The sequence below is a fragment of the Dyella sp. SG562 genome (assembly GCF_011759495.1).
GTDB lineage: Bacteria > Pseudomonadota > Gammaproteobacteria > Xanthomonadales > Rhodanobacteraceae > Dyella_D > Dyella_D marensis.
Genome location: NZ_JAAOYS010000008.1, coordinates 155,438 through 173,441 on the forward strand (window position 1 = coordinate 155,438; position 18,004 = coordinate 173,441).

Consider the following 18,004-nt stretch of genomic DNA (forward strand, 5'->3'; position numbering starts at 1 on the left):
CTCGATCCAAGCCGGGCTGATCTGACGCTGATGCATGACTTCCGGTCGGTACGCACCGGCCGGGAGTCCGCTAGCCTCGCGGCACGTTCGATGCGGGGATGCCGCGATGCGTGTTCCGTTCCTGTTCGCCTTGACCCTGCTCGGCGGCGCGGCCAGCGCCGCGGAGGCCCCGTCCCCCATCCAGGCCATGCAGCCGCTGCTGGGCAGTTGGCATTGCGCTGGCGTGTTTCCCGCCAGCGGCAAGAAAATCGCCTCGACCATGCGCTTCGACACCGAGCTCGGCGGCGCGGGTGTGCTCAAGCATCACGACGATATCGCGCCGAATACGTATCGCGCGGTGGAAGCGTGGACGTACGACGCGAAGGGCAGGCAGTTCAATGCGGCCATCGTCGACAATTTCGGCGGCGCGCGCCGTTTCAGCGCCGACGGATGGGAAGGCGACACGCTGACGTGGACCTCCGCACCGGAGGTGCAGCCGGCGCAGAAGTTCGTCTACGTGCGCATGGCCGATGGCGGCTTGCGCGTGGACTGGCAGGTGATGCGCGGCGGCAGCTTCGTGGTGGGCGACACGCTGAGCTGCAAGCGCCCGTGAGTCAGTGCGCCGCGGTCTGCCGGTAGCGCCGCGATTCGCGCGCCGACAAGGCCAGCGCCATGCGGTCCGGCATCAGCTTCACCAGCGCCTTGATAAAACGGTTGACGCGGCCGGTGACGCGCACCACGTCGCCGCGTTCGACCGCATCGCAGCCTTCGCGCACTACTTCTTCGGCGGTCTGCCACATGAAGCGCGGCATCTGGTTCATCAGTTCGCGCGTGCCGGTGACGTCGTGGAATTCCGACCAGGTGAAGCCCGGGCACAGCGCGCAGACGTGGACGCCGAGGTGGCGGTTTTCCAGCGCCAGCGATTGCGAGAACTTGATCAGGTACGCCTTGGACGCGCCGTACAGCGTATGTCCCGCCGTGCCCGGCACATGGCCGGCGAGCGAGGCCACGTTGACGATGCGGCCGTAGCCGCGTTCGCGCATGCCGGGCAGCAGGCGCCAGGCCAGTTCGGTGGGGGCGGTCATCAGCACCTGGATAAAGGCCGCGTGGTCCTGCCAGGTGTTGGCGTCGAAGGTGCCGGGCAGGCCGTAGCCGGCGTTGTTGATCAGCCAGTCCACGGCCAGTTGGCGTTCGGCCAGCGCGGCCTGCAGTTGCCGCGGCGCGGCGGGGTCGGCGAGATCGGCCGGCAGCACGGTCACGCTGCCGTTGTGCTTGCCGCGAAGTTCTTCCGCCAGCGCTTCCAGGCGGTCCGTGCGGCGTGCGGTGAGCACGAGGTCGTGGCCGCGCGCGGCCAGTTCGCGCGCGAAGGCGGCGCCGATGCCGGCGGAGGCGCCGGTGATCAGGCTCAGGGGGCGGGACTGCGGCATGCCGGTTCCTTCGGTGCGCGGGTGGAGACGCGATCTTGCGGTCAGTTGGCGGAACGCGCCAGCGCCCGCGCCGTTGCCGGGTCAAAGAGTGCTCGCTAAGCTGCCGCGTTTTCGAAGGAAGGGAGACGCGCCATGCGCAAGAAGCTCGTTGCCGGTAACTGGAAGATGCACGGCAGCCGCTCGATGGCCGCCGCGCTGGCGAGCGAGATCGCGGCCGGGCTGCCGGCGTCGATCGATGCGGTGGTGTTCCCGCCGTTTCCCTATATCGCCGAGCTGGCGGCGCAGCATGCCGGTTCGGGCCTGGGCTTCGGCGGCCAGGACGTGAGCGAGCACGAGGGGCAGGGCGCGTATACCGGCGAAGTCTCCGCCGCGATGCTGCAGGACGTGGGCGCGCAGTGGACCCTGGTCGGCCATTCCGAGCGCCGCCAATACCACCACGAGAGCGACGAGCTGGTGGCGCGCAAGTTCGCCGCCGCCCGCGCCGGCGGCCTCACCCCGGTGCTGTGCGTGGGCGAGACGCTGGCGCAGCGGGAGGCCGGCGAGACCGAGGCGGTGATCGCCCGCCAGCTGCACGCCGTGCTGGCGCTCAACGGCGTGGCCAGCTTCGATACCGCGGTGATCGCCTATGAACCGGTCTGGGCCATCGGCACCGGCCGCACCGCCACGCCGGAGCAGGCCCAGGAGGTCCACGGATTCATCCGTAGCCAACTGGCCCGGCAGGATGCTATGATCGCCCGTCTGACTCGGCTGCTTTATGGCGGCAGCGTCAAGCCGGCCAACGCCGCGGAATTGTTCGCGCAGGCGGATGTGGATGGGGGGCTCGTCGGAGGTGCATGTCTGACCTCGGCCGATTTCCTCGCGATCTGCGCCGCCGCGCATTGAGCGCACGGATTCTTTAGGAAACCATGTTCGTCATCTTCAGCGTCTTCTACATCCTGATCGCCGCGGCGATGATCGTGCTGATCCTGATGCAGCGCGGCGCCGGTGCCGATGCGGGTTCCGGTTTCGGCGGCGGCGCCTCGGCCACCGTGTTCGGTGCGCGCGGTTCGTCCAGCTTCATGACCCGCGCCACGGCCGTGCTCGCCGCGCTGTTCTTCCTGCTCAGCCTCGGCATGGGTATCTACCTGAGCCGCCACGGCGCTCCGCAGAACGGCGGCGCGGATCTCGGCGTGATGTCCGGCCTTGCCAACCCGCCGGCCGCCACGCAGAATGCGCAGCCCTCGGCGCCGGCCAACGCGGAAGTCCCGCAGGCGACCAAGCCGGCAGGCGACGTCCCGGCGGCCACGACTCCGGCCCAGAGCGCCGAAGTCCCCGCGGCGACCGCTCCGGCCAAGCCGGCCTCGACGCCGGAAAAGAAGTAACAGCAAGACACCTGCCCAGGTGGCGGAATTGGTAGACGCACTACCTTGAGGTGGTAGCGACGCAAGTCGTGGGGGTTCGAGTCCCCCCTTGGGCACCATTAATCGATATCGAATGGTTTGGTTTGATTCGGATCGTTGGAGAACCCCGCATAACGCGGGGTTTTTTATTGGCCGCCCTATGCGTGGTCGAAGTAGGCGAATCGCGGCAGACCTCGTACAGTGATGTGCATGACCGTCGCATTTCCCGATCTGGACGAATATTTTCAGCGGCCATCCGACGAACGCCGGCCGGCGTTTTTTACGGAAGAGCGATTCAAGGTCGCCCCGTTTTATCCGCAAGCGTTCAACGCGCGAATTCATCCCGCTTCTTTCCCCTCGGTTCCCTCGATTCCCGAACTCGCGCAAGCAACCGTGCGAGCGGCCCTGGTCGACGTAGCCTGGGGTAGTGCCGCGCTCGAAGGCGGCAGCTATACGCTCGCCGACACCCAGCGCCTGCTCGATACCGGTGCAACCAAACCCGGCGCCTCGGTGGACGATACGCATCTGGTGCGAACCCATCTGGCGGCGTGGCGCTACCTGACCGGATTGGAGCGACGGCCTGCGCTGGATGAGATTCGGGAAACGCATCGCCTGCTGGCCATCGAGCCTGCGCCGGAGACGAACTCTCCGCATTTCCTGCCTGCGATTCAGGCGGGCGCATTTCGCGTCGACGGTCCGGAGGGGCTGTTGATCAGCGGTTCGGCCTACATCCCGCCGAACACCTATGACCGGGGGCTCGACTTTCTGCCGCAACACCTCGATCGGTTAGTGCAGGACATTGCCGGCCTGCCTCAAGTGGCGGATCGCGCGCTCAACTGGCTGGCGCGGCTTCCCTATCTCCAGGCTTTCTCCGACAGCAACAAGCGCTTGGGCCGGCTGCTTGCCGCCTGGGAATTTCACCATGTGCAGGCACCCATTCCCCGTCTGGGAAAAATGGATCGCGGCGCTTATCTGCGCGGCTTGTTGGCGTTCTACGAACTAGGGGATTTAAGGCTGCTGGGGGCGGTATTTCAGCAGGCCATCGAAGCCGGCCTCGACGCTGATCGCCGGATGCACCAAGACATGATGCGAATTCTTGGCGAGCGGGAATCGCAAGGGGACGATTGGCCCGGGGCGTAGTCCCTCATCTTCCTCGTAGGCATTTGTAGGAATTCCCCTACAACACGACGCGCCTTTCACCTCTACCCCCACCTAAGACAAATCCGCAAACTATTTCTGTCCGGCAAGTCAGGCTCCTTTGCCGATGCCCCGGACACTAAGGACGAAGCGGCTACGGACGGCTGCAAGCCCCATGGATGGGGCTTTTCTTTTTCGGGGCACAGGAGTGCGGCCGGGACTACGGCACCCGCATTCATGCCTGGAAGCGCAGCCCGCCTTATGGCGGGTTTTTTGTTGGCTGAGGGCCGGGGTGCGTCCGACCTGGGCGTCGCCGACCATGTGGCGGACCTGATCCAGAAGCATCGGACGATCCGTGCGGTGTTGCCGGAAGAGGGCGCTCATCTGGTGTCGGCGCGATACCGACGCCACTCATCGGAATTCCCCTACAAGAACTTGCGCCATTCGCCGCTAGGTGCCGATTGCGAATAGGCGCAATCTGCATCTGCCCCGCGAGTCAGGCGGTGAGCTTCAGGCTCATGCCAGCCGATGACCGGGGCGTTCTTCTGTATGGCTCATGCCCCTGAGCCCTAGGCTTTGGCGCCCCGCACTCCGGGGCGCCTTTTTGTTTGTGCGCGACGTGGCACGGTCGCGCAGAACTCATGCCACGACAGCAAGCTCCATGGCCGTCAATGTGCCGCTGCCAGTGAAATTGAGACTTGGACCACAAATACGTAGGCCATCGCCTACACAACGACGTGCCGCACGCCGATAGGACGATTCCTCACGCCGATGCATGCTTCGCACGCTGGCATGGCGGCCGTTGCATGGATGCGCGACCGCAAGCCGGCGTACTTCATCCCAGAGGGGCAAGCACGATGATCATCTACGCGCTCAAGCCTTCGCACGAAGGCCAATGGAATATCTGCCGCTCGGGCTTCTGCCTGTTCAGCGGCCTGCGCCTGGGGCCGGCGATCACGCTGGCGCGGGAAGTCGCCCGCGACGAGCACGCGCGCTCGGGCCGTTCGATCTGCGTGGAAATGCCGGGGCTGGGTTCGGCCATCCGGCTGGCGCAGTACGAGGACCGCTCGATCGAAGGCTTCGCCGTCGCCGGTTGCTGATTCGCCGGCGCGGCGCCATCCGCTTCTTGTCATTCCCGCCCGGGCACGGGCAAAGTGGCGCGATTCCCTCCCCAGGACGCCGCCCATGCTTCTGTCCCGCCGCCTCGCCGCCGCCGTGCTGCTGGCGCTTGCCCTCGCGCCGTTGCAGGCCGCCACGCTGCTCGTCAACGCACGCGTGCACACCATGGATCCCGCCAGGCCCGAGGCCACCGCGCTGGCCTGGGACGGCGAAGGCCGCCTGCTCGCTGTAGGCACCACGGCCGAACTGCAGGAGAAGTTCGCCGGTGCGGAGTCGGTGGATGCGCACGGCGCGACGGTGATCCCCGGCCTGATCGACGCCCATGGACACGTGCTCGGCCTGGGGATGGTCCGCGGCCAGGCCGACCTGGTCGGCGCGCATTCCAAGGCGGAGATCGTCCAGCGCCTGAAGGATTTCGCCGCGAAGCTGCCCAAGGACGCCTGGCTGCTCGGCCGCGGCTGGGACCAGAACCTGTGGCCGGACAAGCAGTTTCCCAGCGCGGCCGATCTGGATCAGGCGTTTCCGGATCGGCCGGTCTTTCTCGAGCGCATCGACGGCCACGCTTCCTGGGCCAATACCGCGGCGATGAAGAAGGCCAGCAAGCCGCTCGATGGCGACTGGCAGCCGGATGGCGGGCGCATCGTGCGCGTCGGCACGCGCGCCACCGGCGTGCTGATCGACGGCGCGCAGCCGCTGGTGGGCAATGCGGTGCCGCCGCGGACCCCGGCGCAGACACGCGAGATGTACCGCACCGCCTTCAAGGAGCTGGTGGCGCAAGGCCTGACCGGCGTGCACGACGCCGGCGTCAGCCTGGACGATTTCCGCGTGCTGCAGCAGATGGCCAAGGCCGGCGATATCCCGCTGCGCCTGTACGAAATGGCCGACGGCAACCATGCCGCGCTGGAATGGCTGTGCATGCAGGGCGGGCAATGGATCGACGACAGCGGCCGCCTGCGCATGCATACGGTGAAGCTGTACATGGACGGCGCGCTGGGCAGCCGCGGCGCGGCCCTGCTGCAGGACTACAGCGACGACCACGGCAATCGCGGCATCTTCGTCACCTCGCCGGAGGACTACCGCGTCGCGGTGGAGAAGGCGCACAAGTGCGGCGTGCAGGTGGCCACCCATGCCATCGGCGACCGCGGCAACCGCATGGTGCTGGACACCTACCAGGCCGCGCTGGGCAAGGACGCGCAGGGCGACCACCGCTGGCGCGTGGAGCACGCGCAGATCCTGGCGCTGGACGACATCCCGCGTTTCGCCAAGCTGCATCTGATCGCCTCGATGCAGCCGACCCATGCCACCTCGGACATGCCCTGGGCCGCGCAGCGCCTGGGCATCGACCGCCTCAAGGGCGCCTATGCCTGGCAGCGCTTCCTGCACGAGCAGGTGCCGCTGGCCTTCGGCTCGGATTTCCCGGTGGAAAGCCCCAATCCGATGCTGGGCATCTATGCGGCGATCACCCGCCAGGACCTGAAGGGCCAGCCGCCGGGCGGCTGGCTGCCGGACCAGAAGGTCAGCCGCATCCAGGCCCTGGCCGGCTTTACCCGCACCGCGGCCTATGCGGCTTTCATGGAGCGCGAGGTGGGCATGCTGAAAGAAGGCATGCGTGCCGACTTCGTGGTGCTCAATGCCGACCCGCTGACCATTCCGCCGCGCCAGGTCGCCGACCTCAAGCCGCTCAGCACCTGGGTCGACGGCAAGGCCGTGTACGAAGCCGGAAAAGCCGACGCCGCGCGATGAACTGCGCGGCGCCGGCCGGGGTGGAGGGTGCAGTGGAGCTTAAGCCGCCTTGCGGATCGCCACGCCGATGCTGGCCTGGGCGGTCTTCAGCGCTTCGGTCTTGTGGTCGGCGCTGACGTTCACGCCTTCGGCGCGGACGAATTCCACATCGGTGATGCCGAGGAAGCCGAGCACCGCGCGCAGGTAGGGCTCCTGGAAGTCGAACGACTGGGCGGCCGTGCCCTGGCCGTAGAAGCCGCCGCGGCTGGAGGCGATCACCACGCGCTTGCCCTTGGCCAGGCCTTCGGGACCGTTCGCGGTGTAGTGGAAAGTCTTGCCGGCGACCGCCACGCGGTCGATCCAGGCCTTCAGTGCGCTGGGCACGGAGAAGTTGTACATCGGGGCACCGATCACGATCACGTCGGCGGCAAGGAATTCTTCCAGCACGGCGCTGCCGAGCACGGCGGCCGGGTCGGCGGCGTCGGCCACCGGGCTCCAGTGCGGGATCGGCTGGGCGGCGAGGTCGCGGTAGGTGACTTCCGCGCCCGGCTGTTCGCGGACCAGCTCGGCTACGATGGCGGCGGTCAGGCCGCGGGACACCGAGTGGCTGCCCAGGGCGCTGGAATCGATGTGCAGGACTTTCATGGCGCTATTCCTCGTTCGGGGGCCGGTCGGTATGCCGGCGACGGGAATAACGATATTCTTGGAACAATCATCCGATAAGCCGGGTGATTACGAACGAATTGTTTCATATTGGAAACGACGATGAGCGTACTCGACGGCGCCCTGCAGGACCTCAACGACCTCTATTTCTTCGCTTCGGTGGTGGAGCACGGCGGTTTCTCGGCCGCGGGGCGGGCGCTGGGCATCCCCAAGTCGCGCCTGAGCAAGCGCATCGCGCAGCTGGAAGACCGCCTCGGCGTGCGCCTGCTGCAGCGGACCACGCGCCGCTTCGTGGTCACCGAGGTGGGCGAGCGCTTCTATTCGCACTGCCGCGCCGTGCTGGAAGAGGCGCGCGCCGCCCAGGACGCCGTGGACGAGCTGCGCACCGAGCCGCGCGGCGTGGTGCGGGTGAGCTGTCCCAACTCGCTGGCCCAGACCATCGTGGCGCACGTGCTGCCGGACTTCCTGGCGCAGTACCCCAAGGTGCAGGTGCGCCTGCAGGCCACCAACCGCCGGGTGGATCTGATCGGCGAAGGCGTGGACGTGGCGATCCGCGTGCGCTCCAAGCTGGATACCGACGCCACCCTGGTGATGCGCACCTTCGGCCAGTCGCGCGTGCTGATCGTGGCCAGCCCCAAGCTGCTGGAGCAGAGCGGACGTCCGAAGCTGCCCGCGGATCTTTCCGCGATCCCCGCGCTGGCCATGAACGAGCACGAGGGCGCGCACAGCTGGGAGCTGCTGGGCGCGGACAACGAGCGCGTGGTGGTGGATATCCAGCCGCGCTTGATCTGCGGCGATTTCTCCGTGCTGCTCGAATCCGCGCGGCGCGGCATCGGCGTCACCCTGCTGCCGGAATTCGTCTGCGCGCCGGCCATCACCAACGGCGACCTGGAAGTGCTGCTGCCGGATTGGAGCGTACCCGAGGGCACCATGCACTTCGTCTATCCGAGCCGGCGCGGCCTGCTGCCGGGCGTGCGCGCCTTTGTCGACTTCCTCGCCGAGCGCCTGCCGCAGGCGACGCTGCAGAAGCACGAGCAGTGCAGCAAGCGGCCCTGTCCGGAAGTCTGAAAAGCGGCGGGCGCGCGGGCCCGAAAGCTTCCGCGTGCTAGCATCCCGTTTGGACTTCCAAACCCTCAGAGCCTCGATGCGTATCGACACCAAGCTTCCGAAGGTGGGCACCACCATCTTCAGCGTGATGAGCCAGCTCGCCGTCGAGCACCAGGCGGTCAACCTGGGGCAGGGCTTTCCCGATTTCGAACCGCCGGAACCGCTGCGCGACGCCATCAGCCGCGCCATGGCCGAAGGGCGCAACCAGTACGCGCCGGGCATCGGCCTGCCGGCGCTGCGCGAGCAGATCGCGCTGAAGACCGAGCGCATGTACGGTCGCCGCATCGACGCGGGCACCGACGTCACCGTCACGTCCGGCGCCACCGAGGCGCTGTTCGCGGCGATCGCCGCGGTGGTGCGCGCGGGCGACGAAGTGATCGTGTTCGATCCGGCCTACGACAGCTACGAGCCGGCCATCGACCTGCAGGGCGCCAAGGCCGTGCATATCCCGCTCACCGTGCCCAGCTTCGGCATCGACTGGCAGCGCGTGCGCGAGGCCGTCACGCCGCGCACGCGGATGATCCTGATCAACAGCCCGCACAATCCTTCCGGCGCGGTGCTGTCGGCGGCGGACCTGGACGAACTCGCCGCGATCGTGCGCGACACGGAGATCGTGGTGCTGTCCGACGAAGTGTACGAACACATCGTGTTCGACGGCGCGCTGCACCAGAGCGTGCTCCGCCACGCGGAGCTGGCCGGGCGCAGCATCGTGGTGTCCTCGTTCGGCAAGACCTATCACTGCACCGGCTGGAAGCTCGGCTACGCGGTGGCGCCGCCAGCGCTGTCGGCTGAATTCCGCAAGGTGCACCAGTACCTCACCTTCTGCACCTTCCATCCGGCGCAGGTGGCGTTCGCGCAATTCATGGCCAGCACGCCGGAGCATTACCTGGAACTGCCGGCGTTCTACCAGGCCAAGCGCGACCGTTTCCGCGCGCTCATCCAGCCGTCCCGCTTCAAGCTGCTGGACGTGCCGGGCGGTTATTTCCAGCTGGTGGACTACGCTGCGATCCGCGACGAGTCCGACGTGGCCTTCTGCGAGTGGCTGGTGAAGCACGGCGGCGTGGCGGCGATCCCGCTGGCGCCGTTCTACGAGACCGCGCCGGACACGCGCCTGGTGCGCCTGTGCTTCGCCAAGAGCGACGCCACCATGGAAGCCGCCGCGGAGCGCCTATGCAAGCTCTGACCGTCAGCCTGGTGCAGGGCGCCACGCGCTGGCACGACGCGCCGGCCAATCGCGACTATTACGGCGCGCTGGTGCGCGGCGTGGGCAGGAGCGACCTGATCGTGCTGCCGGAAACGTTTCTATCCGGCTTCAGCAACGACACCCGCGCCAGCGCGGAAACCATGGACGGCGAAGGCGTGGCCTGGCTGCGCGCGCTGGCGCAGGAAGTCGGCGCCACCCTGTGCGGCAGCCTGGCCATCCGCGAAGGCGACACCGTATACAACCGCCTGCTGTGGGTGCGTCCGGACGGCAGCTTCGCGCAGTACGACAAGCGCCATCTGTTCCGTATGGCCGGCGAGCACACGCGCTACGGCGGCGGCCGCGAGCGGCTGATCGTGGAGCTGAAGGGTTGGCGCATCCTGCCGCAGGTCTGCTACGACCTGCGCTTCCCGGTGTGGCTGCGCAACCGCCGCGTGGAAGCCGCCGCGGGCGGCATGGATTACGACCTGGCCGTGTTCGTCGCCAACTGGCCGGCGCCGCGCCGCCAGCCGTGGCGCACGCTGCTGCGCGCGCGCGCGATCGAGAATCTCAGCTACGTGATCGGGCTCAATCGCGTCGGCGTGGATGGCAACGACTTGCCCTATGCGGGCGACAGCGCGGTGCTCGATGCGGTGGGCGAGCCGCTGATCGAGCTGGGGCCGCAGGAGCAGGTGGCGACGGTGACGCTGGATCCCGCACCGCTGCTGGCGCATCGCGAGCGCTTTCCGGCATGGATGGATGCGGATGAGTTTTCGCTGCAGCCGTAAGTGTATCTGCGCCGCATGAAAAAGGCCGCCCTGGAGCGGCCTTTTTCGTAGGTTGGGGTGAGCGCAGCGAACCCCAACGTTGCACAGCGCTTGCGGCGCACGATGTTGGGGTTCGCCTTCGGCTCACCCCAACCTACGCCATGGGTATCACAAAATCCCCAGCACCGATTCCGGCGGCCGCCCCAGCTTCGCCTTGCCATTGGCAACGACGATGGGTCGCTCGATCAGGCGCGGATACCGCGACATCGCCGCGATCAGGTCATGCTCGCTCAGCGCGGGATCGTCCAGCCCCAGCTCGGCATATTCCGCCTCGCCCTTGCGGATCAGTTCGCGCGCCGTCATGCCGAGCTGGTCGAGCAGCTGTACGAGTTCATCGATGCTGGGCGGCGTGTCGAGATAGTTGATCACCTCGCACTGGCAGCCGCGCTCCTGCAGCAGCGCGAGTGCGGCGCGCGACTTGGTGCACTGGTCGTTGTGATAGATGCGGACCGCGTCCATCGCCTGGACTCAGCGATTGCCGCCGCGCGGACCGCCACGGCCACCGCCCTGCGGACGCCCGCCGCCACCGCCATGACGGTTGCCGCCGCCCTGGCCGGAGCGATTGCCGCCGCCCTGGCCCGGACGCCCGCCACCGCCACCCTGGCCGCCCGGACGAGCGCCGCCGCTGCGTGCCTGCGGACGTCCACCCTTGCCGCCCTGGCCCTGGCCGCCACCGTAGCCACCACCACCGCCGCCGTAGCCGCGGTTGCCGCCACCACCGAAGCCGCCGTAGGGATTGCCGCCGCCCTGCGCCTGGCCGCCGGGGCCGCGCTTGCCGCCGCCGCCGCTACGGCGATTGCCGCCACCGTAGCCCTGGCCCTGGCCGCCGCCACCTTCGCGGCTTTCGCCGGCGAACCAGGTGCGCACCGAGGGCAGTTCCTGGCCCGGTGCGACGCCGCGCTTGCCGCCCGTCTTGCGGCGGCCGGCGTTCGCGTTCGGACCGCGCTCGGGACGGGCGACGTTGCCGTTCACTTCCTTACCCGGACGGCGGCGCTGCTGCTTGCCGCGTGCCGGTTCCTCGCGGATGCGGTCGTAGGCGCGCAGCTCGCGCGCTTCGTCCTGGTAGGCGCCGCTCCACGCGCCGCCGGCGCCGCGCTCGGGGCGGTACTCGGTGACGTTGCGGCTGGCGCGGCGCTGATGCAGCACGGGGCTAAGGGTGAGCACCGGCTGCGGCGCGCCCAGCCCGCTGGCCTGGCGCAGTTCCTTCACCGCCTCTTCGCCCAGCGCCTCGCAGTCGCCGCGGCGCAGGGTGCGCGACAGCTCCACGCTGCCGTAGCGGATGCGCTTGAGGCGGCTGACCAGGAAGCCCTGCGAATCCCACAGGCGGCGCACTTCGCGGTTGCGGCCTTCGCGGATCACCACGCGGAACCAGCTGTGGCTGCCGCCGCGGCTGATCACGGCGATCTCGTCGAAGCGGGCGGGGCCGTCTTCCAGTTCCACGCCGGCCTTCAGCTTCTCGATGATTTCGTCCGGCACCTCGCCATGCACGCGGCACAGGTATTCGCGCACCAGGCCGCTGCGCGGATGCATCAGCGCATTGGCCAGCTCGCCGTCGGTGGTGAGCAGGAGCAGGCCGGTGGTGTTGATGTCCAGGCGGCCCACGGCGACCCAGCGCGCGCCCTTCAGGCGCGGCAGCTGCTCGAACACGGTGGGGCGGCCTTCGGGGTCTTCGCGGGTGGTCACCACGCCTTCGGGCTTGTGATAGACCAGCACTTCGGTCTCGTCGCGGTTGTCGGTGGCGACCACGAACTGCTTGCCGTCCACCACCACGCGGTCGCCGGCGTGCACGCTGGCGCCGATGCCGGCGGCGCTGCCGTTGACTTCGACTTCGCCGGCCTGGATGCGCTGCTCGAGCATGCGGCGCGAGCCCAGGCCCGCGTTGGCCAGCACCTTGTGCAGGCGTTCTTCCAGGGCGGGCGCGTCGGTGGTGCGCGTGTCGCGCTTGAGGGTCAAAACGGATTTCTGCGGCGCATTCATGCGCGGTACTCCTCGGTGTCTTTCGTGGCGTCGCCATCGCTGGCGTCCGCTTCGTCCGCTGCCTCGGCGGCAGTGGGGGTGGATGATGCGGCGGGGTGCTCCTCGCCGGTGACGGGAGCCGCGGCCTCGACGGCCGCGGCCTCCTGGTGTTCTTCGACCGGCGCGGCGGGCGCGGCCGGTTCGGCGATTTCGCCGGCGGCTTCCGGCTGGCCCGCGACGTGGAATTCCTCCTCGCCTTCGGTGCGGCCGGGAGCCTCGTCTTCGTTGCTGGAGCTTGCTTCGGCGCCGTTCTCTTCGGCCGGAGCTTCTACTTCGGCCTGAGCTTCTGCTTCAGCGCGGGCGCGTTCCTCGGCCTCGGCTTCCGGATCGATCGGCAGGTCGCGGATCACGCGCGCCGGCAGGTCTTCGATAAAGCGCAGCTGCGGGTCTTCCATGTCGCGGATTTCCGACAGCGGCGGCAGCTCGTCCAGCGACTTCAGGTTGAAGTAGTCGAGGAAGGCGCGGGTGGTGCCGAACAGCGCGGGCTTGCCGGGCACGTCGCGGTAGCCGACCACGCGGATCCACTCGCGCTCCTCCATCGTCTTGATGATGTTGGAGGACACCACCACGCCGCGGATCTGCTCGATCTCCGGGCGGGTGATCGGCTGGCGGTAGGCGATCAGCGCCAGCGTTTCCAGCAGGGCGCGCGAATAGCGGCTGGGTTTTTCCGTCCACATGCGCGAGATCCATGGATGGACCTCCTGGCGCACCTGGTAGCGGAAGCCCGAAGCCACCTCGCGCAGCTCGACGCCGCGGCCGGCGCAGTCTTCCGCCAGCGCTTCCAGCGCGCGCGACAGCTGCTCGCGGTCGACCTCGTCTTCCTCGCCGAAGAGGTCGCCCAGCTGCTGCACGGTGAGCGGCTGGGTGGCGGCGAGCAGGGCCGCCTCGATGATGTTCTTCAGTTGCTCGATCTGCATGGCCTGATCGGTTGAGGATGCTCGGTTGAGAGTGCCTGGATGGGTTCGGGGTCAGTCGGCGGCGGACGCCTGCGCGGGCGTGTCGTCTTCGACGGATTCCTCGGCCTGGGTGACCTTCGCCTTCACATAGATCGGAGCCAGCGGCTCTTCCTGCACGATTTCCACCAGCATTTCCTTGGCCAGTTCCAGCATGGCCAGGAAGGTGACCACCACGCCGAGCCGCCCTTCGCTGGGGTCGAACAGTGTCTCGAAGCGGTGAAAGCTGGCGTCGCCGAGCTTGCCCAGCAGCTCGCCCATGCGCTGGCGCACGCTCAGCGCCTCGCGCCGGATGGCGTGATGCCCGAACAGCTCGGCGCGATGCAGCACGTCCTTCAGCGCCAGCAGCAGTTCCTTCAGGTCCAGCGGCGGCGGCAGCTTGATCACGGTGCGCTCGCCGCTGTCGGCGTGCACCACCACCGTGTCGCGCTCGACGCGGGGCAGGGCGTCGATGTCCTCCGCCGCGCGCTTGAAGCGCTCGTATTCCTGCAGCCGGCGCACCAGCTCGGCGCGCGGATCTTCCTCGACGCCTTCTTCCACCGGCGGCCGCGGCAGCAGCAGCCGCGACTTGATCTCGGCCAGGATCGCGGCCATCAGCAGGTATTCGGCGGCCAGCTCCAGCCGCATGTCCCGCATCATGTCGATGTATTCCAGATACTGCCGGGTGATCTCGGCGATCGGGATGTCCAGGATGTCCAGGTTCTGCCGGCGGATCAGGTACAGCAGCAGGTCCAGCGGGCCTTCGAACGCCTCCAGGATGACTTCCAGCGCATCCGGCGGGATGTACAGGTCCTGCGGCATCTGCAGCACGGGTTCGCCGCGCACGATGGCCAGCGGCATTTCCTGCTGTTGCGGTACCGACGCGAAAGCGTCCTGCGGTGCTGCCACCGGCTGAGGCTCGACTGGCTCAGTGCTCATCAATGCATGTCGTTGGGCCGCCCATGACGGCTTGCAGTGCGTTCAACACGTTCGGAACCGTTCGATTCCACCGGCATTCGCTGAGGCTGTCCCCCGCTCTCGGGCGGCGGCCATCCGGCGGTCACCCGTGAAACTCCTTGAGGCTCGATCACCACGGGCGCTCTGGCGTCCGTCACGGCCTTGCATGATGAAACCGCGCCTGCGGCGGCATCGGTCAGGCTGGCCGTGAACAATTCCTGCAACCGGACCGGGAGGCAATCCACGGCGAACGGCAAGCCGGGCCGCGCGTTGAACTGCGCCACGGCGTGAACAGGAGGTCTGCTGGGTGTCGGGCGGGTGCTCCGGCGGCGTCTGGCTCGAACGGCAGGCGCACCCTGTAACCCACGTGCGATCAAGGTTAACGGCTGCATGCGGCCAAGTCCAGTATGCGTACGGCCTACCAAGCGTGCGGGTGCATCGGCAGAATGCCGCGGATGCGTGGTTTGGAAGGGCTCGATCGTCCACGTCGCAAGGGCAGCATGTGACCCGCCGCGTCTGGCCTGGGCGTCGGCGCCGATGCAATGGAAACGCTCGATGGAAGCGACACAGCTTCAAGGCGCCCGCAAAACGGCGGGAAATGGCCGAATCCCGCGTGCCGGTGGGTTCCGGGCGCGTCGCCGGCAGAATATTACGACGTGGCACGGCGCTTGCTTTACGCCACGGTAAGGGCAGTTTGATCGGCGCGGGGATAGGCCGCATGCGCGGCGGGGGTCCATTTCACGGGCACTAGTGCCTGCCGCGAATAAGTTGGATGACGCTGCACGGCAGCGGGGATGGGAGGGAAAGGCATGACCAAAGCCGGCGGCAAGCACCATAACGATGGTCCGGAGCAGCTGCGCCCCGCGCGGATGCGCATCGAGACGACCGTACTGATGAGCCGCGGCAGCCAGTCACAGCCGACGGAACTGGTAGACATCTCGGCCACCGGCGCGCTGCTGCGCCGCCCGCTGGGATGGCAGGGCGAAGTAGGGCAGAGCTGGATGCTGGACATGATTTTCGGCCACGACCTGCACATCCACCTGGAGGCCCAGGTGAAGCGCATCTCGGACCGGCACATCGGTTTCGCGTACACGCGCATACCGGAGGACAAGCAGGTTCCGCTATGGAATCTGCTGGGCGGCTACGCCGACATCCTGGAGACGTGGCACGACGATTGATTCGTCGCGGCAGCCGCTGGTGGAATCCCGCGCGGATCGGCGCGGGCGAGGCAGCCTGGAGCCTGTCCGAACTCCCTGGGGAGGACAGGCTCCTCGCTGGTTCATGAGTTGATCCATCAGGCCGCCGAGGCGGCTGGCTTCTTCTCGTCGCGCAGTTCGCGGCGGAGGATCTTGCCCACATTGCTCTTGGGCAGCGCATCGCGGAATTCGATCAGCTTGGGCCGCTTGTAGCCGGTGAGGTTGGCGCGGCAGAACTCCTTCAGCGCTTCCACCGTCAGGTTCGGGTCCTTGCGCACCACGAACAGCTTCACCACTTCGCCGGAATGCTCGTCCGGCACGCCCACCGCGGCCACTTCGGCCACGCCGGGGTGGGTCATGACGATGTCCTCGACCTCGTTCGGATACACGTTGAAGCCGGACACCAGGATCATGTCCTTCTTGCGATCGACGATATAGACGTAGCCATTCTCGTCCATGCGCGCGATGTCGCCTGTGTGCAGCCAGCCGTCGGCGCCCAGCACCTTGGCGGTCTCGTCCGGGCGCTGCCAGTAGCCCTGCATCACCTGCGGGCCCTTCACCATCAGCTCGCCCACTTCGCCGAACGGCAGCGGCTGGCCTTCCTCGGACCAGATCGCCACGTCGGTGGAAGGAATCGGCAGGCCGATCGAGGCGTTGTAGTCCTTCAGGTCCAGCGGATTGATGCAGGCCGCGGGCGAGGTCTCGGTCAGGCCGTAGGCTTCGGCCAGGGTCACGCCGGTGACTTTCTTCCAGCGCTCGGCCACGGCGCGCTGCACGGCCATGCCGCCGCCCAGGCTCAGGTGCAGGCGCGAGAAATCGACCTGGTCGAAGCCCGGCGTGTTGAGCAGGCCGTTGAACAGCGTGTTGACGCCGGTGAGCGCGGTGAAGCGCGACTTCTTCAGTTCCTTGACGAAGGCCGGCATGTCGCGCGGATTGGTGATCAGCCAGTTCAGGCCGCCCAGGCGCGTGAACACCAGGCCGTTCGCCGTGAGCGAAAAGATGTGATACAGCGGCAGGGCGGTGATGATGACCTCTTCGCCCTCCTTGGCGTTGGTGCCAATCCAGGCACCCGCCTGCAGCATGTTCGCCACCATGTTGCCGTGCGACAGCATGGCGCCCTTGGCCACGCCGGTGGTGCCGCCGGTGTACTGCAGGAAGGCGAGGTCGTCGTGGGTGAGCTCGACTTTCGGCGCCGGATGCGCGGCGCCCTGCGCCAGCGCGTCGCGGAAGCGCACGGCCTGCGGCAGGTGGTAGTCGGGCACCATCTTCTTGACGTACTTGACGACCAGGTTCATCACCTTGCCCTTCAGGCCGAGCAGGTCGCCCAGGCCCGTGGTGACGATGTGCCTGACCTGTGTCTCGGCCACCACCTGCTGCACGGTGGCGCCGAAGTTGTCCATCACCACCAGCGCCTTGGCGCCGGCGTCTTCGAGCTGGTGCTTAAGTTCGCGCGCGGTGTACAGCGGATTGGTGTTGACCACCACCAGGCCGGCGCGCAGCGCGCCGAACAGCGCGATGGGGTACTGCAGTACGTTGGGCATCATGATCGCGATGCGGTCGCCCTTGACCAGCTTCAACACGCCGGTGAGGTAGCCGGCGAAGTGGCGGCTCAGCTCGTCGATCTCGCCGTAGCTCAGCTCCTTGCCGAAGCTGTGGAAGGCGGGGCGGTCGCGGAACTTCGCGAAGGCTTCCTCCAGCACCGCGGCGACGGAAGCGTAGGCATTGAGATCGATCTGCGCGGGTACGCCTTCCGGATAATTAGCCAGCCACGGACGCTCGTTGCTCATGTTGTATCCCTGCTCCTGGTATCGAATGCCGCCGCTCGCGCGCATGGGGCATCATGGTCACAGGGCATTGGAGCATACGCCCGCGTACAGCGGCAAGCCGCGTTGCAGCGGGTTTTTCGAGGGGTGATCGGTCGATGCGCAAGCTTGTTTTTCTGCTGTTTTTCGCCGTGCTGGCGGTGGCCCTGGGCGGCTGCCGGCGCGCGCCCGACGAGGTGCGCATCCGCCAGTCCATCGAGGCCGCGCGCACCGCCGCGGCCGACGCCGATGCCGGCGCGCTCACCGGCGTGCTGAGCGAGGATTTCGACGGCAACGGCGGCGCCATGAGCGCCAAGGACCTGGGCAATCTGCTGCGCCTGGCGAAGTTCCGCGGCGAGAGCGTGCATGCGGTGCTCGGCCCGATCGAGGTGGAGCCGCGCGGCGACCGCTACGTGGCGCGCTTCACCATCACCCTGGGCAGCGGCGGCAAGCTGTTCCCGGCGGAACTGGGCATGTTCAAGGTGGAGACGGGCTGGCGCAGGGAAGGGCGCGAGTGGCGCTGCTTTACCGCGAGCTGGGAACAGCAGCTGTAAGCCGTCC

At 67.7% G+C, this 18,004-nt stretch carries 18 protein-coding genes and 1 tRNA gene; 12 read left to right on the forward strand and 7 right to left on the reverse strand.

The annotated features are described in order from the left end of the window. The first annotated feature begins 106 nt into the window (after positions 1–106). Positions 107–592 (forward strand): hypothetical protein, encoded by a 486-nt coding sequence (locus tag FHW84_RS15655; RefSeq protein WP_167256903.1) that lies wholly within the window; start codon positions 107–109, stop codon positions 590–592. Position 593: 1 nt separating this feature from the next. Here the strand turns inward: FHW84_RS15655 and FHW84_RS15660 are convergent, their stop codons facing one another. After that, positions 594–1,406, reverse strand: a complete 813-nt coding sequence (locus FHW84_RS15660) for an SDR family oxidoreductase (protein WP_167256904.1) — start codon at positions 1,404–1,406, stop codon at positions 594–596. Between the two features lie 132 nt (positions 1,407–1,538). Between FHW84_RS15660 and tpiA the strand changes: the two genes are divergently transcribed. The 6 genes from tpiA to FHW84_RS15690 all read left to right on the forward strand — a co-directional run bounded on the left by tpiA (position 1,539) and on the right by FHW84_RS15690 (position 6,784). Continuing rightward, entirely contained in the window at positions 1,539–2,288 is a 750-nt protein-coding gene (gene tpiA, locus FHW84_RS15665; protein ID WP_167256905.1) for a triose-phosphate isomerase, read from the forward strand. A gap of 23 nt (positions 2,289–2,311) precedes the next feature. Then, a complete protein-coding gene (gene secG / locus FHW84_RS15670; protein ID WP_167256906.1) occupies positions 2,312–2,767 on the forward strand; it encodes a preprotein translocase subunit SecG in 456 nt (151 codons plus the stop codon). Positions 2,768–2,780: 13 nt separating this feature from the next. Next, positions 2,781–2,865: transfer RNA gene (locus tag FHW84_RS15675), tRNA-Leu, on the forward strand. A 130-nt stretch (positions 2,866–2,995) separates the two neighbouring features. Beyond that, positions 2,996–3,925, forward strand: coding sequence for a hypothetical protein (locus tag FHW84_RS15680; protein ID WP_167256907.1), 930 nt, complete (start codon positions 2,996–2,998; stop codon positions 3,923–3,925). Positions 3,926–4,779: 854 nt separating this feature from the next. Then, entirely contained in the window at positions 4,780–5,022 is a 243-nt protein-coding gene (locus FHW84_RS15685) for a hypothetical protein (RefSeq protein WP_167256908.1), read from the forward strand. An 85-nt stretch (positions 5,023–5,107) separates the two neighbouring features. Further along, positions 5,108–6,784 carry an amidohydrolase gene (locus tag FHW84_RS15690; RefSeq protein ID WP_167256909.1) on the forward strand — a complete coding sequence of 559 codons (1,677 nt, stop codon included), beginning with the start codon at positions 5,108–5,110 and terminating at the stop codon, positions 6,782–6,784. 39 nt (positions 6,785–6,823) lie between these two features. Here the strand turns inward: FHW84_RS15690 and FHW84_RS15695 are convergent, their stop codons facing one another. Continuing rightward, positions 6,824–7,408, reverse strand: coding sequence for an FMN-dependent NADH-azoreductase (locus FHW84_RS15695; protein WP_167256910.1), 585 nt, complete (start codon positions 7,406–7,408; stop codon positions 6,824–6,826). Between the two features lie 120 nt (positions 7,409–7,528). Between FHW84_RS15695 and FHW84_RS15700 the strand changes: the two genes are divergently transcribed. From FHW84_RS15700 to FHW84_RS15710, 3 genes are all read left to right on the forward strand, one after another. After that, positions 7,529–8,494, forward strand: coding sequence for a LysR substrate-binding domain-containing protein (locus tag FHW84_RS15700; RefSeq protein WP_167256911.1), 966 nt, complete (start codon positions 7,529–7,531; stop codon positions 8,492–8,494). Positions 8,495–8,570: 76 nt separating this feature from the next. After that, positions 8,571–9,716 carry a pyridoxal phosphate-dependent aminotransferase gene (locus FHW84_RS15705; RefSeq protein WP_167256912.1) on the forward strand — a complete coding sequence of 382 codons (1,146 nt, stop codon included), beginning with the start codon at positions 8,571–8,573 and terminating at the stop codon, positions 9,714–9,716. Further along, the gene (locus tag FHW84_RS15710) at positions 9,704–10,501 is read left to right on the forward strand and encodes an amidohydrolase (protein WP_167256913.1); all 798 of its coding nucleotides are present in this window, start codon (positions 9,704–9,706) and stop codon (positions 10,499–10,501) included. Before FHW84_RS15705 ends, FHW84_RS15710 begins: the two co-directional genes overlap by 13 nt. Positions 10,502–10,648: 147 nt before the next feature. Here FHW84_RS15710 and arsC read toward each other — a convergent pair whose 3' ends face one another. From arsC to FHW84_RS15730, 4 genes are read right to left on the reverse strand one after another with little or no spacing between them, the layout of a single operon-like run. Then, positions 10,649–10,999, reverse strand: a complete 351-nt coding sequence (arsC, locus tag FHW84_RS15715) for an arsenate reductase (glutaredoxin) (RefSeq protein ID WP_167256914.1) — start codon at positions 10,997–10,999, stop codon at positions 10,649–10,651. 9 nt (positions 11,000–11,008) lie between these two features. Continuing rightward, positions 11,009–12,517 carry a pseudouridine synthase gene (locus FHW84_RS15720; RefSeq protein WP_167256915.1) on the reverse strand — a complete coding sequence of 503 codons (1,509 nt, stop codon included), beginning with the start codon at positions 12,515–12,517 and terminating at the stop codon, positions 11,009–11,011. Continuing rightward, entirely contained in the window at positions 12,514–13,473 is a 960-nt protein-coding gene (gene scpB, locus FHW84_RS15725) for an SMC-Scp complex subunit ScpB (RefSeq protein WP_167256916.1), read from the reverse strand. The genes FHW84_RS15720 and scpB overlap by 4 nt, the downstream gene beginning before the upstream one ends. A gap of 51 nt (positions 13,474–13,524) precedes the next feature. Next, positions 13,525–14,427 (reverse strand): ScpA family protein, encoded by a 903-nt coding sequence (locus FHW84_RS15730; RefSeq protein WP_167256917.1) that lies wholly within the window; start codon positions 14,425–14,427, stop codon positions 13,525–13,527. Between the two features lie 827 nt (positions 14,428–15,254). Here FHW84_RS15730 and FHW84_RS15735 point away from each other — a divergent pair. Then, positions 15,255–15,623 carry a PilZ domain-containing protein gene (locus FHW84_RS15735; RefSeq protein WP_167256918.1) on the forward strand — a complete coding sequence of 123 codons (369 nt, stop codon included), beginning with the start codon at positions 15,255–15,257 and terminating at the stop codon, positions 15,621–15,623. Positions 15,624–15,739: 116 nt separating this feature from the next. On the opposite strand, the gene FHW84_RS15740 is transcribed toward FHW84_RS15735, so the two are convergent. After that, entirely contained in the window at positions 15,740–17,428 is a 1,689-nt protein-coding gene (locus tag FHW84_RS15740; RefSeq protein WP_167256919.1) for an AMP-binding protein, read from the reverse strand. Between the two features lie 134 nt (positions 17,429–17,562). On the opposite strand from FHW84_RS15740, the gene FHW84_RS15745 reads away from it, so the two are divergent. Continuing rightward, complete coding sequence (locus tag FHW84_RS15745) at positions 17,563–17,997, forward strand: hypothetical protein (RefSeq protein WP_167256920.1); 435 nt, start codon at positions 17,563–17,565, stop codon at positions 17,995–17,997. Positions 17,998–18,004: the final 7 nt, after the last annotated feature.

Coding starts and splice junctions, on each gene's coding strand:
- FHW84_RS15655 (WP_167256903.1), top strand. CDS start 107: ATGCGTGTTCCGTTCCTGTTCGCCTTGACCCTGCTCGGCGGCGCGGCC.
- FHW84_RS15660 (WP_167256904.1), bottom strand. CDS start 1,406: ATGCCGCAGTCCCGCCCCCTGAGCCTGATCACCGGCGCCTCCGCCGGC.
- tpiA (WP_167256905.1), top strand. CDS start 1,539: ATGCGCAAGAAGCTCGTTGCCGGTAACTGGAAGATGCACGGCAGCCGC.
- secG (WP_167256906.1), top strand. CDS start 2,312: ATGTTCGTCATCTTCAGCGTCTTCTACATCCTGATCGCCGCGGCGATG.
- FHW84_RS15680 (WP_167256907.1), top strand. CDS start 2,996: ATGACCGTCGCATTTCCCGATCTGGACGAATATTTTCAGCGGCCATCC.
- FHW84_RS15685 (WP_167256908.1), top strand. CDS start 4,780: ATGATCATCTACGCGCTCAAGCCTTCGCACGAAGGCCAATGGAATATC.
- FHW84_RS15690 (WP_167256909.1), top strand. CDS start 5,108: ATGCTTCTGTCCCGCCGCCTCGCCGCCGCCGTGCTGCTGGCGCTTGCC.
- FHW84_RS15695 (WP_167256910.1), bottom strand. CDS start 7,408: ATGAAAGTCCTGCACATCGATTCCAGCGCCCTGGGCAGCCACTCGGTG.
- FHW84_RS15700 (WP_167256911.1), top strand. CDS start 7,529: ATGAGCGTACTCGACGGCGCCCTGCAGGACCTCAACGACCTCTATTTC.
- FHW84_RS15705 (WP_167256912.1), top strand. CDS start 8,571: ATGCGTATCGACACCAAGCTTCCGAAGGTGGGCACCACCATCTTCAGC.
- FHW84_RS15710 (WP_167256913.1), top strand. CDS start 9,704: ATGCAAGCTCTGACCGTCAGCCTGGTGCAGGGCGCCACGCGCTGGCAC.
- arsC (WP_167256914.1), bottom strand. CDS start 10,999: ATGGACGCGGTCCGCATCTATCACAACGACCAGTGCACCAAGTCGCGC.
- FHW84_RS15720 (WP_167256915.1), bottom strand. CDS start 12,517: ATGAATGCGCCGCAGAAATCCGTTTTGACCCTCAAGCGCGACACGCGC.
- scpB (WP_167256916.1), bottom strand. CDS start 13,473: ATGCAGATCGAGCAACTGAAGAACATCATCGAGGCGGCCCTGCTCGCC.
- FHW84_RS15730 (WP_167256917.1), bottom strand. CDS start 14,427: ATGAGCACTGAGCCAGTCGAGCCTCAGCCGGTGGCAGCACCGCAGGAC.
- FHW84_RS15735 (WP_167256918.1), top strand. CDS start 15,255: ATGACCAAAGCCGGCGGCAAGCACCATAACGATGGTCCGGAGCAGCTG.
- FHW84_RS15740 (WP_167256919.1), bottom strand. CDS start 17,428: ATGAGCAACGAGCGTCCGTGGCTGGCTAATTATCCGGAAGGCGTACCC.
- FHW84_RS15745 (WP_167256920.1), top strand. CDS start 17,563: ATGCGCAAGCTTGTTTTTCTGCTGTTTTTCGCCGTGCTGGCGGTGGCC.